11 protein-coding genes are annotated in these 14,289 nt (G+C 49.2%); 6 read left to right on the top strand and 5 right to left on the bottom strand.

Going from position 1 to position 14,289, the window contains the following annotated elements; translation table 11 throughout:
* Window positions 1–16 precede the first annotated feature (16 nt).
* The 5 genes from ACYVGR_RS04425 to ACYVGR_RS04445 all read left to right on the top strand — a co-directional run bounded on the left by ACYVGR_RS04425 (window position 17) and on the right by ACYVGR_RS04445 (window position 8,419).
* A complete protein-coding gene (locus ACYVGR_RS04425) occupies window positions 17–409 on the top strand; it encodes a hypothetical protein (protein WP_460954071.1) in 393 nt (130 codons plus the stop codon).
* Window positions 410–592: 183 nt separating this feature from the next.
* Entirely contained in the window at window positions 593–4,927 is a 4,335-nt protein-coding gene (locus ACYVGR_RS04430) for a CusA/CzcA family heavy metal efflux RND transporter (RefSeq protein WP_460954072.1), read from the top strand.
* A 14-nt stretch (window positions 4,928–4,941) separates the two neighbouring features.
* Window positions 4,942–6,117: an efflux RND transporter periplasmic adaptor subunit gene (locus ACYVGR_RS04435; protein WP_460954073.1), complete on the top strand. Its 1,176-nt coding sequence runs from the start codon at window positions 4,942–4,944 to the stop codon at window positions 6,115–6,117.
* 111 nt (window positions 6,118–6,228) lie between these two features.
* Window positions 6,229–7,113: a cation diffusion facilitator family transporter gene (locus tag ACYVGR_RS04440; RefSeq protein ID WP_460954074.1), complete on the top strand. Its 885-nt coding sequence runs from the start codon at window positions 6,229–6,231 to the stop codon at window positions 7,111–7,113.
* A 157-nt stretch (window positions 7,114–7,270) separates the two neighbouring features.
* Complete coding sequence (locus tag ACYVGR_RS04445) at window positions 7,271–8,419, top strand: aldose epimerase family protein (RefSeq protein WP_460954075.1); 1,149 nt, start codon at window positions 7,271–7,273, stop codon at window positions 8,417–8,419.
* A gap of 96 nt (window positions 8,420–8,515) precedes the next feature.
* Here the strand turns inward: ACYVGR_RS04445 and mtgA are convergent, their stop codons facing one another.
* Complete coding sequence (gene mtgA / locus ACYVGR_RS04450; RefSeq protein WP_460954076.1) at window positions 8,516–9,379, bottom strand: monofunctional biosynthetic peptidoglycan transglycosylase; 864 nt, start codon at window positions 9,377–9,379, stop codon at window positions 8,516–8,518.
* A 106-nt stretch (window positions 9,380–9,485) separates the two neighbouring features.
* On the bottom strand, window positions 9,486–10,622 hold the full coding sequence (gene hemW / locus ACYVGR_RS04455; RefSeq protein WP_460954077.1) for a radical SAM family heme chaperone HemW: 1,137 nt from the start codon (window positions 10,620–10,622) through the stop codon (window positions 9,486–9,488).
* A 137-nt stretch (window positions 10,623–10,759) separates the two neighbouring features.
* On the opposite strand from hemW, the gene ACYVGR_RS04460 reads away from it, so the two are divergent.
* On the top strand, window positions 10,760–12,139 hold the full coding sequence (locus ACYVGR_RS04460; RefSeq protein ID WP_460954078.1) for a hypothetical protein: 1,380 nt from the start codon (window positions 10,760–10,762) through the stop codon (window positions 12,137–12,139).
* A 337-nt stretch (window positions 12,140–12,476) separates the two neighbouring features.
* On the opposite strand, the gene ACYVGR_RS04465 is transcribed toward ACYVGR_RS04460, so the two are convergent.
* Genes ACYVGR_RS04465 through ACYVGR_RS04475 form a run of 3 tightly spaced genes read right to left on the bottom strand, consistent with a single transcriptional unit; the run spans window position 12,477 to window position 14,268 of the window.
* On the bottom strand, window positions 12,477–13,307 hold the full coding sequence (locus ACYVGR_RS04465; RefSeq protein WP_460954079.1) for a PhzF family phenazine biosynthesis protein: 831 nt from the start codon (window positions 13,305–13,307) through the stop codon (window positions 12,477–12,479).
* A gap of 31 nt (window positions 13,308–13,338) precedes the next feature.
* Window positions 13,339–14,028: a hexitol phosphatase HxpB gene (hxpB, locus tag ACYVGR_RS04470; protein ID WP_460954080.1), complete on the bottom strand. Its 690-nt coding sequence runs from the start codon at window positions 14,026–14,028 to the stop codon at window positions 13,339–13,341.
* Window positions 14,029–14,055: 27 nt separating this feature from the next.
* Entirely contained in the window at window positions 14,056–14,268 is a 213-nt protein-coding gene (locus tag ACYVGR_RS04475; protein ID WP_460954081.1) for a hypothetical protein, read from the bottom strand.
* Window positions 14,269–14,289 lie beyond the last annotated feature (21 nt).

Raw genomic sequence — 14,289 nt, forward strand, 5'->3', positions numbered from 1 at the left:
GCCCTATCTTTGCGACATGAAATCCGTCACAGCTCTCTTTTTAGGCATACTGCTCTTTGTGGGTAGTCTGTTTCCGCAGACAGATGTGGAGGAAGTCTATAAAATACCGGGGTTAATTGCCCATTATCAACTTCACAAGAAGGCAGCTGGAAGCGGCTTCGATATATGGCAGTTTCTGGAACTTCATTACAATGCGTCGTCGAAGCACGCGAAAACCCCACACAAGGGCGTCAAAATTCCCCTTTACAATCACCTCTCAACGGGTTTTGTGTTTGTACTGACCCAACCGCATCGGCTCCCTGCCGAACTAGCGGTACTGATTCCCTGGCCACAGGTTCATTTCTCCTACGAGAACCTGTATTCGTTTCTCACCGCTACCCTACTGTTTCAGCCTCCCCAAATCGGGTAACTCTGCTGTATGTATTGGCTAACTGACTGACCGTGTGCTTGTGGCACATAGGCAGGTCATTTGCTATTTATTCTCAACGAGTTATCAACAATAGAACGCAGATTCTATATGATTATCATGATCCACAATGATCATAACTAATCCTATAGATCATAAAAATCTGCGGGCTATTTTATCCATTTTATGATCGATAAAATCATTCAGTTCAGCATCCGCCAAAAGCTGATGGTGGGGCTGGGCGTGGTAGCATTGATTGCCTGGGGAACCTATGCACTCCGGCAATTACCCATCGACGCTATCCCCGATATTACCAATAATCAGGTTCAGGTGATTACGCAAGCGCCTTCGCTGGCGGCTCAGGAAACCGAACAGTTCATTACATTTCCGCTCGAAACGACCCTGCGTAATGTACCGGGCGTTACCGAAATCCGGTCGATTTCCCGCTTTGGGCTGTCGGTCATTACGGTTGTTTTCGAAGAATCGACCCCGACCTTTCTGGCCCGCCAGTTGGTGACCGAACAACTCAAAGCTGCCGAGGGCTCACTAACGGCGGGTTCGCCCCAACTGGCTCCCATTACAACGGGATTGGGCGAAATCTATCAGTACGTTATTCGACCCAAAGAGGGGTTTGAGCATCGGTATTCCGCTACAGATCTCCGCACCGTACAGGACTGGCTCGTGAAACGACAGCTGGCCGGAGTCCCAGGTGTGGTCGACATCAGCAGTCTGGGTGGATACCTGAAAGAGTATGAAGTTCGCATCAACCCAGAACGGTTGCACGGCATGAATACCACGTTGACCGAGGTGGTTCAGGCGCTGGCCGATAACAACGCCAACACAGGCGGGAGCTATATCGAAAAAGGGCCCGAAGCTTTCTTTATCCGGGGCGAAGGCATGGTAAAAACACCCGACGAGATTGGGCAGATTGTCGTAAAAAACGTTGGCCCTACCCCTATTCTCGTTCGCGATGTGGCGCAGGTGGGATTAGGACACGCTGTCCGGTATGGCGCGATGACCCGCAATGGTCGGGGCGAAGTTGTCGGCGGTATTGTTCTGATGCTCAAGGGAGCCAGTTCCGAAAAAACTATTGATGGCATAAAGGAACGAATTACCGAAGTCCAGAAAAGCCTTCCCCCCGGCCTGATTATCGAGCCATTTCAGGACCGTAAAGTCCTCATCGACAAAGCCATTCACACCGTCGCCAAAAACTTACTGGAGGGTGGCGTCATTGTGATGAGCGTACTGCTGATTTTACTAGGCAACTGGCGGGCTGGTCTTGTCGTCGCATCGGTGATTCCGCTCTGTATGCTGTTTGCGCTGGGGATGATGCACGTGTTTGGCGTATCGGCCAACCTGATGAGTTTGGGAGCCATTGACTTCGGACTGTTGGTTGATGGAGCGGTCATCATTGTTGAAAGCATGATTTTCAGTATCGTCCACACACAGGCCACCCGCTCGCAGTCGATGGATGAGATTGCGCTGGATTCGGCTAGTCGATTGATGCGGTCGGCTCTGTTTGGGCAATTGATTATCCTGATCGTTTACGTACCGATTCTGTCACTGACGGGCATTGAAGGGAAGATGTTTCGCCCGATGGCGCTAACCGTAGGCTTTGCCATCATAGGTGCTATGTTACTGTGTGTGACCTATGTACCAATGATGGCGGCCACTCTCCTGCGCAAAGACATCAAGGAAGAAGGTACATTGGCCGACCGCATCATGAAAGCACTCTATCGCGTCTACGCTCCCCTACTAAACGGCGCGTTACGTTGGCGAAAAACGGTTTTAGCAACCTCCGTTCTCCTGCTCGTTGGCGCGGTTGGTTTGTTTGGAACAATGGGTGGCGAATTTATTCCCAATCTCGACGAGGGCGACATTGCCATCAGTCTGACATTGAAACCAGGCTCGTCGTTGCGGCAAACCATCGAAACGACCGGGCGAATGGAAACGATTCTGAAAAATGGATTTCCAGAAGTAAAAGACGTGATTTCCAAGATCGGAACGGCCGAAATTCCGACCGATCCGATGCCCATCGAAGCGGCCGATGTGATCGTTGTGTTGAAGGAGCCGAGCGAATGGACATCCGCAAAAACGAAGGATGATCTAGTTCAGAAAATGGAACGGGCGCTGAGTGTGCTCCCCGGTTTAACGTACGAGTTTACGCAACCCATTCAACTGAGATTCAATGAGTTAATGACGGGCGTCAAGTCCGACATTGCCGTCAAGATTTACGGTGAAGACCTGAAAACGTTGTTCAGTAAGGCCAATCAGGCAGCGGCTAAGCTCAAAACCATTCCCGGCGTAGCAGACCTGAAAGTCGAACAAATCAGCGGTCTTCCTCAGATGCTGGTCACCTATAACCGCCCACGGTTGGCTCAATATGGCGTTTCGGTAGCGGGGTTGAACCGGATTCTGAAAGCCGCCTTTGCCGGTGAGACAGCGGGTGTGGTCTTTGAAGGCGAAAAGCGCTTTGATCTGGTTGTGCGGCTCGACAGTATGTATCGTCAGGACATCGACAACATTCGGCAACTCTACGTCGATTTGCCGAATGGACAGCAGGTTCCGCTCGACCAACTAGCGTCGATCCGTTACGAAAACGCACCCATGCAGATTTCCCGGGACAACGCCCGACGACGAATTACAATCGGCATCAATGTGCGGGGACGCGATGTAGAAAGTCTGGTGGGCGAAATGAAAGCCGTTCTGGAAAAAGACGTTCCGCTTCCGGCCGGATACAGTTATACCTACGGTGGCCAGTTTGAAAATCTGGTCAAAGCCAAAGAGCGATTGGCGGTGGCTGTTCCACTCGCGTTGGTACTGATTGGGTTGCTGCTATTTTTCACCTTTGGTTCCTTTGGACAAGCGATCCTGATTTTCACCGCTATTCCCCTGTCGGCCATCGGAGGTGTCTTGGCGTTGTGGCTCCGGGGTATGCCATTCAGCATATCGGCGGGCGTAGGTTTCATTGCGCTATTCGGGATTGCGGTGCTCAACGGCATTGTCCTCATTAGTTATTTTAACCAGCTTGAAGAGGAAGGCGTAACCAATGTGGTTCAACGCGTTAAAGAAGGAACGGCGGTTCGGTTCAGGCCAGTCATCATGACGGCAGCCGTAGCGTCGCTGGGCTTTTTGCCGATGGCCTTATCAAGCTCTGCCGGGGCTGAAGTGCAGAAACCGCTGGCCACAGTCGTTATCGGTGGGCTGGTTTCGGCAACGTTACTAACACTAATCGTTTTGCCGGTTCTCTATAGTTTGGTACCCTCTCGCAGAAAAGGAGCGATACAACCGACTGACGAAGAACGCCATAACCCCACAGTTGCTCATTGCATCGGAGGAATCTTCGTGTTGGCGTTCGGTACCTTATCTGTTTCTCAAGCGCAACCGCTTACCATAGACAAAGCCATCGAGCAAGGGTTGCGTCTGAACGGTGGATTGCAGGCTACGGCGATGGAAGTAAACGTCGGTCAGCGATTGCAGAAAACGGCCTGGGATATTCCCCGCACCACAGTCGATTATCAGCGCGGACAAATTCAATCGTACCCCATCGATCACAGCCTGACCATTATGCAGTCAATGGCGATGCCCTCTGTATATGGCGCTCAAAAACGGCTCTATCAGGCACAGCAGGGCATTGCCGAACGACAGGTGGCCGTTAGCCGAACAGAGCTGGTTCGCCAGATCAGGCTGGCCTTTTATCAGCTCCGAATTGATTACGAGCGAATTAAGTTGCTTCAGGCACAGGATAGCCTATATCGTCGGGCGGCTCATGCGGCAGCGGTACGGTATCGAACGGGGGCCACGAATCAACTGGAAAGCGTTACCGCCGAAACCCGGCAGCGCGACATCCAGAATCGACTGGCTGTTTTGCAAACCGACATTTCGGTAGGTCGTCAAACGTTGGCCATTCTGCTCCAGCAAACCGACCTGGTGAGCATCGATACAACCGGCAGTTTAAAAGCAGGTTCACCGCAAACTCCCCCAACGCTGGAGGCCAATCCACAACTGGCCGTATTGCGTCAGCAGGTCGAAACGACCCGTCGGCAAGTCGATCTGGAAAAGCAGCGATTCTGGCCCGATTTCCGGGTGGGCTATCTCTCCCAATCCATCGAACGGCAGGGCGGATTTGGCGTCTATCAAGTTGGTTTATCGCTACCGCTCATCATGGCTCCGTTGCGGGCCAGACTGGACATCGCTCGTATGCAGGGGCAGATTGCCGATCGCCAGCTAAACTATCAGCACCACCGGCTACAGGGCGAACTATCCATTCGAGGACAACAGTATGCTCAGTCGCTCAACACGCTGGCGTATTACGAAAACTCAGCGCTCCCGCAGGCCAATCTCATTCTTCGAACGGCGGAGCGCAGTTATCTAAGTGGCGACATCGAATACCTCGAATTTGTGCAGAGTACTACACAAGCCTGGCAGATTCGGGAGCAGTATTTAGATGCCATCAGCCAGTACAATCAATCGCTCATTGAACAGGAAGCGCTCGCTGGATTTACGCCCGTAGCCCCCTAACACATACGATACTTATGAAAAAACGACAAAATAGAAGCTGGCGAATCGTTGCCATTTGGCTAGGAATCAACAGCTTATTTAGCTGCTCTCATTCTGAAAACAAATCGATTGATCAGCCCAAAACAGATAAACCTGCCGGTGCACGCACAGTAACGATTACGGAGGCTCAGTTCCGGGAAACCGGGATTCAATTGGGCGGCCCCGATACGTTGACCTTAGGCGAAACGATTCAGGCGACGGGCAAACTGGAAGCGCCCCCTGATCATTGGGCCAGTGTACATGCACCCATGGGCGGCTTTGTCCGATCGACCCGATTGGTAGAGGGCGATTTTGTCAAAAAAGGGCAGATTCTGGCCGTTCTGGAACACCCCGATTATATCCGACTCCAGCAGGAATACTTGCAGGCCATCGCCAAAAGTCGGTTTGAACGACAGGAGTTGGACCGACAAACCGAACTCAATCGGGAAGAAGTCGGTGCCCGTCGGAAGCTTGAGCAATCGACTGCCGATTACGAAACAACCCGTGCGTTGTTAACGTCATTGGAAGCGCAGTTATCGCAACTGCACATTCCACTCGAAGCCCTGCGAAAAGGCCATATCAGCCGCACCATTCCGCTGCTGGCCCCTATAAACGGGTATGTCGATAAGGTAAATTTACGGCTAGGCCAATACGTGGGGACTACCGACGAACTGGTTGAGATCGTCAACAAAGAGCATCTATATCTCGAATTGCGCGTGTTTGAAAACGACATCCGACAGGTTCAGGAAGGGCAACAAGTCCGGTTTACGATCGCCCAGCAATCGGGTGAGTTACAGGCGAAGGTGTATCGAGTAGGGCAATCGTTTGATCCACAGACCAAAACCGTACCGGTGCACGCCAACCTGCTTACGAAAGATGTCGGACGATTGTTTGCCGGTTCCTACGTACGGGCCACCATTCTGGCTGATCCGCATCAGGTAATTGCCCTCCCCGAAGATGCGCTGATAAAAGAAGGCAATCAATCCTTTGTGTATGTTCGTCAGCCAACTGACAGCTCCAAGGCCTATCGATTTGAGTTAGTCGCAGTCAAGACAGGCATTACCCAAAACCATCGGACCGAAGTCGTGTTACCCAAAGGACTGAATCAATCAGCCATTGTTCGTCAAGGCGCGTATTTTATTAGCGCCGAACGCGCTAAACTGGCTGGTTAGTTATAATCTTTTTTTTGTCATCCCGACGCAGGAGGGATCTTCGGAATAGTATGCTTTAGGATCCCTCCTGCGTCGGGATGACAAAATTCACTCAATTTTGAATTTTCCTACATGGAACAACCAATAAAACCTCACCAGGCCGAACGGGGCCAACAAACAACGCTGGTTGGTATCGCTGTTAACATCGGGCTGGTACTAGTTAAAGGGCTAGCCGGATGGCTGGGTCACTCCTACGCGCTGATTGCCGATGCGATGGAATCGGGCACCGACATTGTAACCTCAATTTTCGTCTGGTTTGGCCTCCGTACAGCCTCGAAAGCCCCCGACCAGAATCACCCATTCGGACACGGTAAAGCCGAACCCTTGGCCGCTATTCTGGTAGCAATGGCTCTGGTTGGCGCGGCAATTCTGATTGCCGTGCAAAGTATCCACAATATTCAGGTACCGCACGAAATTCCGGCCCCATTTACGCTGGCCGTATTAGCCGGTGTCGTGATCGTAAAGGAGGTGCTGTTTCGGCGCATTGCGAAGGTTGGCGACGAAACGGAAAGCAGTGCCGTAAAAGCTGATGCCTGGCACCATCGCAGCGATGCCATTACATCGCTAACTGCGTTTGTGGGCATCAGTATTGCCCTGATTGGTGGCCCCGGCTACGAAAGTGCTGACGACTGGGCCGCACTGCTGGCTTCAGTCGTTATTGTGTACAATGCCTACCACATTTTCCGACCATCGTTCGGTGAAATCATGGACGAAACGCCCGCTGGCGACTGGCAAAATGAGCTTCGAGCGATTGCTTTAAGTGTACCTCAAGTGAAAGGAATTGATAAATTTCGGGTTCGAAAAACTGGCTTCGAGTACTTCATTGATTTACACGTGCTGGTGCCGGGGGAACTAACAGTCGCACAAGGACATGCTATTGCCCATGCCGTTAAAGCCGCCATTCTCAAAGAGAAACCGGCCGTATATGACGTGCTGGTACATATTGAGCCAGTTTAGATTAATTTCTTTATAACTCTGTGTTCATTAAACAACTATAGCTATGATTATGAGCGATTTGCTGATGCCTGATTGAAAATTGGGGTAAAATAGGGTCTTTTTCAGCTTACTGGTATGGATAAAGTACCTTTACTCCGTGCCTAAATCGGTTCATAGCATGAAACTTCTTACTCTTTCCCTATTCGGGTTGCTTTTATTGACTAGCATGACACACGCATCGATCAACGACCAACCAACCGCTGACGCTAAAGCAGGCATTACCAAAACAAAGTTTGGCGACTTTCCAGATGGCCGCGTGGCAGACTTATTCACGCTCCGAAATGCGAAAGGGATGGTGGTTCAGATTACAAACTACGGAGGTTACATCGTCTCATGGACTGCCGCCGACAAAACAGGCAAACAGGAAGAAATCATCCTTGGCGTCCCCACCTTTGCTGATTATCTGAAAGGTACACCCAGCTTAGGGCCAATCATCGGACGTTTTGGGAACCGGATTGCAAAAGGGAAATTTACCATTGATGGGCAGGAATATACATTAGCCCAGAATACCAACGGAAACCACATTCATGGTGGACCCATCGGCTTCGATAAGCAACTTTGGGAAGCCACCACTAAAGATGGTAACGAACCTGCTCTAGTCTTAAAATACCTCTCAAAGGATGGAGATCAGGGCTTTCCCGGCAATTTATCCGTCGAGGTGACATACACGCTTCAGAAAGATAACGCGCTCCGCATCGACTACAAAGCCACAACCGACAAGCCAACCATCATTAACCTGACTAACCACACGTACTTCAATCTGAGTGGCTTGAAGCAAGACGTTCTGAATCAGGAATTAATGGTGGCTGCGAGCCAGTTCTTACCAACCGATCCGAAACAAATTCCAACGGGCGAATTGAAACCTGTAGTGGGTACTCCTTTCGACTTCACGAAGCCAACGGTCATCGGCAAGAACATTAATGACACCACCGATACCCAAATCAAATACGGCAAAGGATACGACCACTGCTGGGTATTCACGAATCCAGCCAAAACATTGAAGTTAGGTGCTACGGTCTATGAACCAACGAGCGGGCGTTTTATGGAAATGTTCACGACCGAGCCTGCGGTACAGGTGTACACAGCCAATAATCTAAACGGTAGCTTCAAAAGTAAGGATGGGGTGGCGTTCACGAAACGTTTTGGACTTTGCCTGGAAACCGAGCACTTCCCCGATTCGCCTAATCACCCCAACTTTCCCACAACCGTTTTACGCCCGAACGAAACGTACAAAAGCACAACGGTTTATAAGCTTTCGGTGAAGTAGGAAATTAGTATACGGTTTGTGGTTTACGGTGGGCTGGCGTCTCCAAGAGCTTTGCGTCAGCCCACCGTAAACCACAAACCGTATACTGTAAACCTTTTATAAATTCCGTATATACTTCTGCCCACCTAAGTACCGCATTTGACGGGAGATTTGGGTCGTACGTCGTTGAATGTAATTCGAAGGATTTTTGATAGAAAACTGGCGCGGATTAGGTAGTACAGCCGCTATCCGAGCCGCTTCACTACGAGAGAGCGTAGCCGCCGAGTGACCGTAATAGCGTTCCGATGCAGCTTCCACACCGAATGTCATCGGTCCCGTTTCGGCCACGTTCAGGTAGACTTCCAGAATACGCTTTTTTCCCCAGATCAATTCGATCAACATTGTAAAGTAGGCTTCCAGACCTTTTCGAATGTAGCTACGTCCATTCCAGAGAAAGACGTTCTTAGCAACCTGTTGCGAAATCGTACTGGCGCCACGAGGGCGTTTACGCGTCTGGTTCTCTTTCATGGCGTCTTTAATCTCATCGAAATCAAAGCCCCAGTGCGTTGGGAAATTCTGATCTTCCGACGAAACAACTGCCAGGGCAGCCTCCTTGCTAACATCATCGTAGGAGATCCATTTTTTATAGACATGACTGCTCTCGTCGGTGCCGAACGTATCCATCCAACGGGAAATAATTAGCGGAGTAACGGGCACAGGTACGTATTTCAGCACAATCACATAGCCCAGTGAGCCGAAAAACAGCCACAGAAAAACGCGTACGCAGAACCCATACACGGTTTCCAGCAAGGGCTGCTCTCGCATAAACTGCCGGATTTGCTGCCAGCGCGTTGAACGTGGCCGATAGCCCGAATTACGTTCCGACGCCCGGCCTCGCTGTGGAGCAGGCTGCGTTATTTTCGGACGTGGTTGCTGAGGAGGAGCCGTACGAAATGTATTGACTGGTCGTTGCGGATTCATAGGTGTAGGGGCATTCCGCGAAAATAATAGGATGGTCGATGTAAACCCGTTTTTTTACTAAAATCCCCGAAAAAAGCGGGGCCCTACGGCAGCGCAAACTAATCCCCTACTCGACAAACAACGTTGCCGCGACACGATCCGCAAACAGTTTTCCCGCATTTGTTAACCGCAGCCTGTCACCTTCTTGTGTAAGCCAACCCGATGCGTACATGGCCTTGAGGTCAGAAGCTTGATGCTGCGTAAAATCAGCACCTAACAACGCACTCAATTCGGGGAGCGAACACCCCCACTGCGTTCGTAATCCGGTCAGTAAATAGTCATTTACCTGATCGGCAACCGTTAGTTCTTCTATTTCTGACGGTATTGTATTCTTCTGAATGTCTGCGATATAACGTGCATTGTTCGCAATATTGTATTGTCGCGAATGACCATTATACGAATGGGCGCTTGGGCCAATACCCAGGTACGATTTGCGTTGCCAATAGGCTGTATTGTGCCGGGCATACTGGACTAAACCCGTGTGATTTTTTTTGGCAAAATTCGAGATTTCGTAATGTTCATAACCAGCCTGACTTAACGCTTGCGTTAGTTCCTCAAACTGGTCAGCCGCCAACGATTCATCAGCGGGTGGTAGTTTCCCTTTCTGCTGCCATCGTCCAAAAGCGGTGTCGGGTTCAATGGTTAGTGCATATGCCGAGAGATGCGGCACGTCAAGTGTTAACACCTTCTGCAAATCAAGTTGCCAGAGCGCTGGATCACGATTCGGAATCCCATAAATCAAATCGACACTCATATTCTCAAATCCAGCTTCGCGGGCTAACCAGACACAGGTCTCGGCTTCGGTAGCTGTGTGAGCGCGATTCATCCAACGGAGCGTGGCTTCGTCGAACGTTTGAATCCCGATGCTTAAGCGATTCACGTATTGGCGCAACATCCGAAGCTTTTCCGCACTCAGATCATCCGGGTTGGCTTCAAGGGTAATTTCAGCCGTCGGAGCAACGGTAAAATGGGTATGAATCGTCTCAAAAATCTGTCCTAGCTCACGTTCAGTCAATATCGAAGGTGTTCCTCCTCCAAAATAAACAGTCTCTAACGTTGAGGTAGACAAGTAATCTTTCTGCAAACGAATTTCGGTACAGAGCGCATCAACCAACGCTGCCTTCTGTCCCAAACTGGTACTGAAGTGAAAGTCGCAGTAATGACAGGCCTGCTTACAGAACGGTATGTGTAAATAAAGATGCATTCGACCTATTGACAACAAAATAGACGGATAGGTTTAACACTCGAAAAAAGAAAAGTGGAAAGGCTAAAAATGAACTAAACCAATGCCGTATACGAACAGAAAACCTTATTTTGCGACTATTCTCCAATGCAAGTAACATGTATCCACCAGAATTAGAGCCTGAAGAAACGCCTACACCCGCTACTACAGAAGCTCAGGATAAACTTATTGAGCTAACCAGCCAGAGCTGGAATCTGGAATTGGTTATTTCGGGAGCCGCTTTATTTGCTACCCTCAGTCTGCCCGAGTTTCTGGATAGTGCACTCAACTACTACCGGTATAACCTGATGGCGGATATTGATTATATCCACGATACCGGCCCAACACAGGTTATAGGCTTACTAAAGGGCGTGTCGTATTCGTTGTTTGGCGCTTTTCTTGCCCATTTTATCATGCGGGCCTTCTGGGTAGGGCTGCTCGGGCTGCTGGCCGTTTATCCAAGCGGAATTAAATATGATCAAATTTATAACCTAAGCCAATATGCTCGTCAGCAATTTGCCCAGCGAATGGGTTCATTACCCGATTACATCATTCGATTGGATAAACGCTGCAATGTAGTGTTTGCGCTGGCATTCAGTCTGGCCTTGCTTCTCTTCGGTGTAGCAATGACGTTTGGCCTGTTTAGCCTTATAGAAACGATTCTCCAACTGCTTATTCCTGACCATCTATACAAAATTGTCCGCGAAACAATAAATTCAGTACTGTTGATTGGTGTTGGTGGACTATGGCTTATTTATGTTGTTCTGAACCTGACCAAATTTCGCGATAACCCCCGGTTCGCCCCGATAGCTTTCCAACTGAGTCAGGTCTTTTCAGTCTTATTTATGGGACTTTATAAGCCGGGACTTTATATTCTCTATACGTTCTACAGCCAGATACCTAAAGAGGTGCTGAAAAAGCGGTTAGTGTGGGCCTTTGCTGTCTTTATTCTAGTCGAGCTGGTATTTATGTCTGGGCAGTTAGTACAAACGATGGGAGCGTCGGATGCTTTAGATAGTCGGTCATATATCACCCTGCGGGCTCCTAATCAGCTAGTGGACGCCAATTCATTTGATAATTTACGTAAGCCAGATGACCTGATCAGTAAAGCGAGTATTCAAAGCGATGTGATTCGGGAACCATATATACGGTTGTTTGTGAGTTATCCGAAATCATTGGATGCAGAATTGGCAAAGCGATTTAAAGAGCCTACATGGCCCGATAGCCTTTCGCGGAAAGATCGGCGGGAACGAAAAGCCACCTGGTATCTGAAATCGTTTGAAAGCTATTTTGGCGTTTACCTGAACGACTCACTCTACCAGTCGCCGGGATTTTTGTTTACTCAACGCGCCGAAACGGGTCAGCGGGGCCTAACAACGGTGTTATTAACTGCCAATCTTAAACTAGGCAAGAATCTGCTAAAACTGACCATACCCGATTCGACCAATAAGCCAGAGCCTTATTGCCAGATTCCGTTCTGGTATGTACCTGAAAATTAGCGAATCAATCGGGACACTTCTTACAGCGTTTGCCTTTTTTATACTTCTTGCAGCACTTTTTCAGGACACACTCATGACCCATAAATGGGTTAGACTGAATGAGTTGCTTATCCTCGCTCGAAGGAACAGAAAAATCAGAAGTGAAAAATTCGGTAGTCATCAATACCTTTTATTTACTTCTGCAAAGTTATTTCTTGTTTAGATTAATTACAAACTAATACAATGAAATAATTTTCATTTGTATTAACCTAAACAGCTAACTTTAAGTCGTACAAACAGAAAAAGTAGTCAGGAAGGCGTTTATACGCCTTCCTGACTACTTAACTACTTAAAAAGCTTACAACTTAACGTCGCCAGTCAGATAGAGTTGTACTTGGCCTGAAATATCGACACGGGCCGGATTTACGCCATCGTCGTTCAATTTGCACTTGAGGAAGCCTCCCCGTTTCGACAGTTGGCGGGCGGTGAGTTCCGTTTTGCCAAGCTTCTCGGCCCAATAAGGCACCAATGTTGTGTGGGCCGATCCTGTTACAGGGTCTTCATCAATACCGGCCTGGGGTCCAAAAAAACGGGATACAAAATCAACCGAACCGTCGCCTGCATTACCTGGTGCGGTTACGATAACGCCCCGAGCCGGTACCGTATTCATTTCCCGAAAATCCGGCGCTAATGCTTCGATTTGTGCCTGTGTTTCATACACCAGCATATAATCCGTTTTCCCTTTAAAAATGGCGGAAGGTTTTTCGCCGACACTTGCCAACAAAGCCGGGGGCTGTAGATTGGACTTGTTTACGATATCGGCCGGAAAATCGAGGGTTAGCCAGCCATTTTCGCCCCGACAAACTTTTAATAAACCACTACGAGAATTGAAGAAAATCTCGTCGGGAATGGTCTCTTCAGTCTGGTCCGATTCCAGGAAAAATACCACATAACCAGTGGCTAAGGTTGCGTGACCGCACAAATCCACCTCAATCGTAGGTGTAAACCAACGAATATGATAGGTATTCTCTCCGTCGGTCTTTGTATAAAATGCCGTTTCGGCCAGGTTATTTTCGGACGCGATCTGTTGCATTTGTTCGTCTGACAGCCATTCCGTTAATGGAATTACTGCCGCCGGATTACCCGCAAATAATCGATCCGTAAACGCATCGAGTTGATAAATACGCATGAGGTTTAGGGTGCGCAGAGCGCTTAAGTTATTAGGAATAGTGTTCTGTTATCTGCAATGTATCGAATGTATCCGATGAAAATTCAGTCAGCGAAGGCAAAATAACATCAGCAATAGCAAATTTTGGATCGTTGTACTCAAAAGCACCCGGTACGGCCACCGTTTGCATGCCCGCATCATGGGCCGATCGTAGACCGCTCCCCGAATCTTCAAACGCCACGCAATTAGCGGGCAAAACGCCTAGTTTACGAGCTGTGCCCCAGTAAACATCCGGAGCGGGTTTATTTCGAGCCTCCAAAGTAGCTGAATGCCAAAGCGTTAATGAATCACGAATACCGATCCGATCAATAACAACTTCAATCAAACTCATCGGCGAAGCCGACGCAATAGCCGTTGGAATGCCTCTCGAAACAAAAAAGGCAATGGTATCGAGTGCGCCGGGCATCGGTTCGGCCAGGTGAGCAATGCGCTCGTGAACACCATGTGTAATAGCATCGGCAAGATCTTCCAGCGTACGACCTTGTGCTGCCTGATCCGTCCAGGGAGCCCGGGCAAACCAATACCGTACCACTTCCAGAATTGGCATACCTGTCGTTTGTTTACATTCTTCGTCAGTTAAGTGTAAGCCCACTGTGTCAAATACTTCTCGTTCCATTGCCCGCCAGTGGGGTTCTGAGTCCACGAGAAGACCATCCATATCAAATATTGCTGCGTGTATCAAGGTGTATTCTATTGATTTTGAATTGAGTCAACGAGCATGTTCCGTTTCAACGGCACGCTCAGTCTTTTTTAGTTTGGCGGCATTACCAACCTCAAGCGTATCATCGTCGAAAACAGTCGTATCAACGGGAACAGTGGCCGTTTTTGTCTTTGTACTTGGCCCACAGGCCGAGAGCAAACCCAGAAAAATCAGTAAACAAGCCCCAATAAACCTCCTGAAATGGGCTAAATGTGTACTCATCTTAAGCTGGCTTACTACCAC

Source organism: Spirosoma litoris (assembly GCF_054776755.1).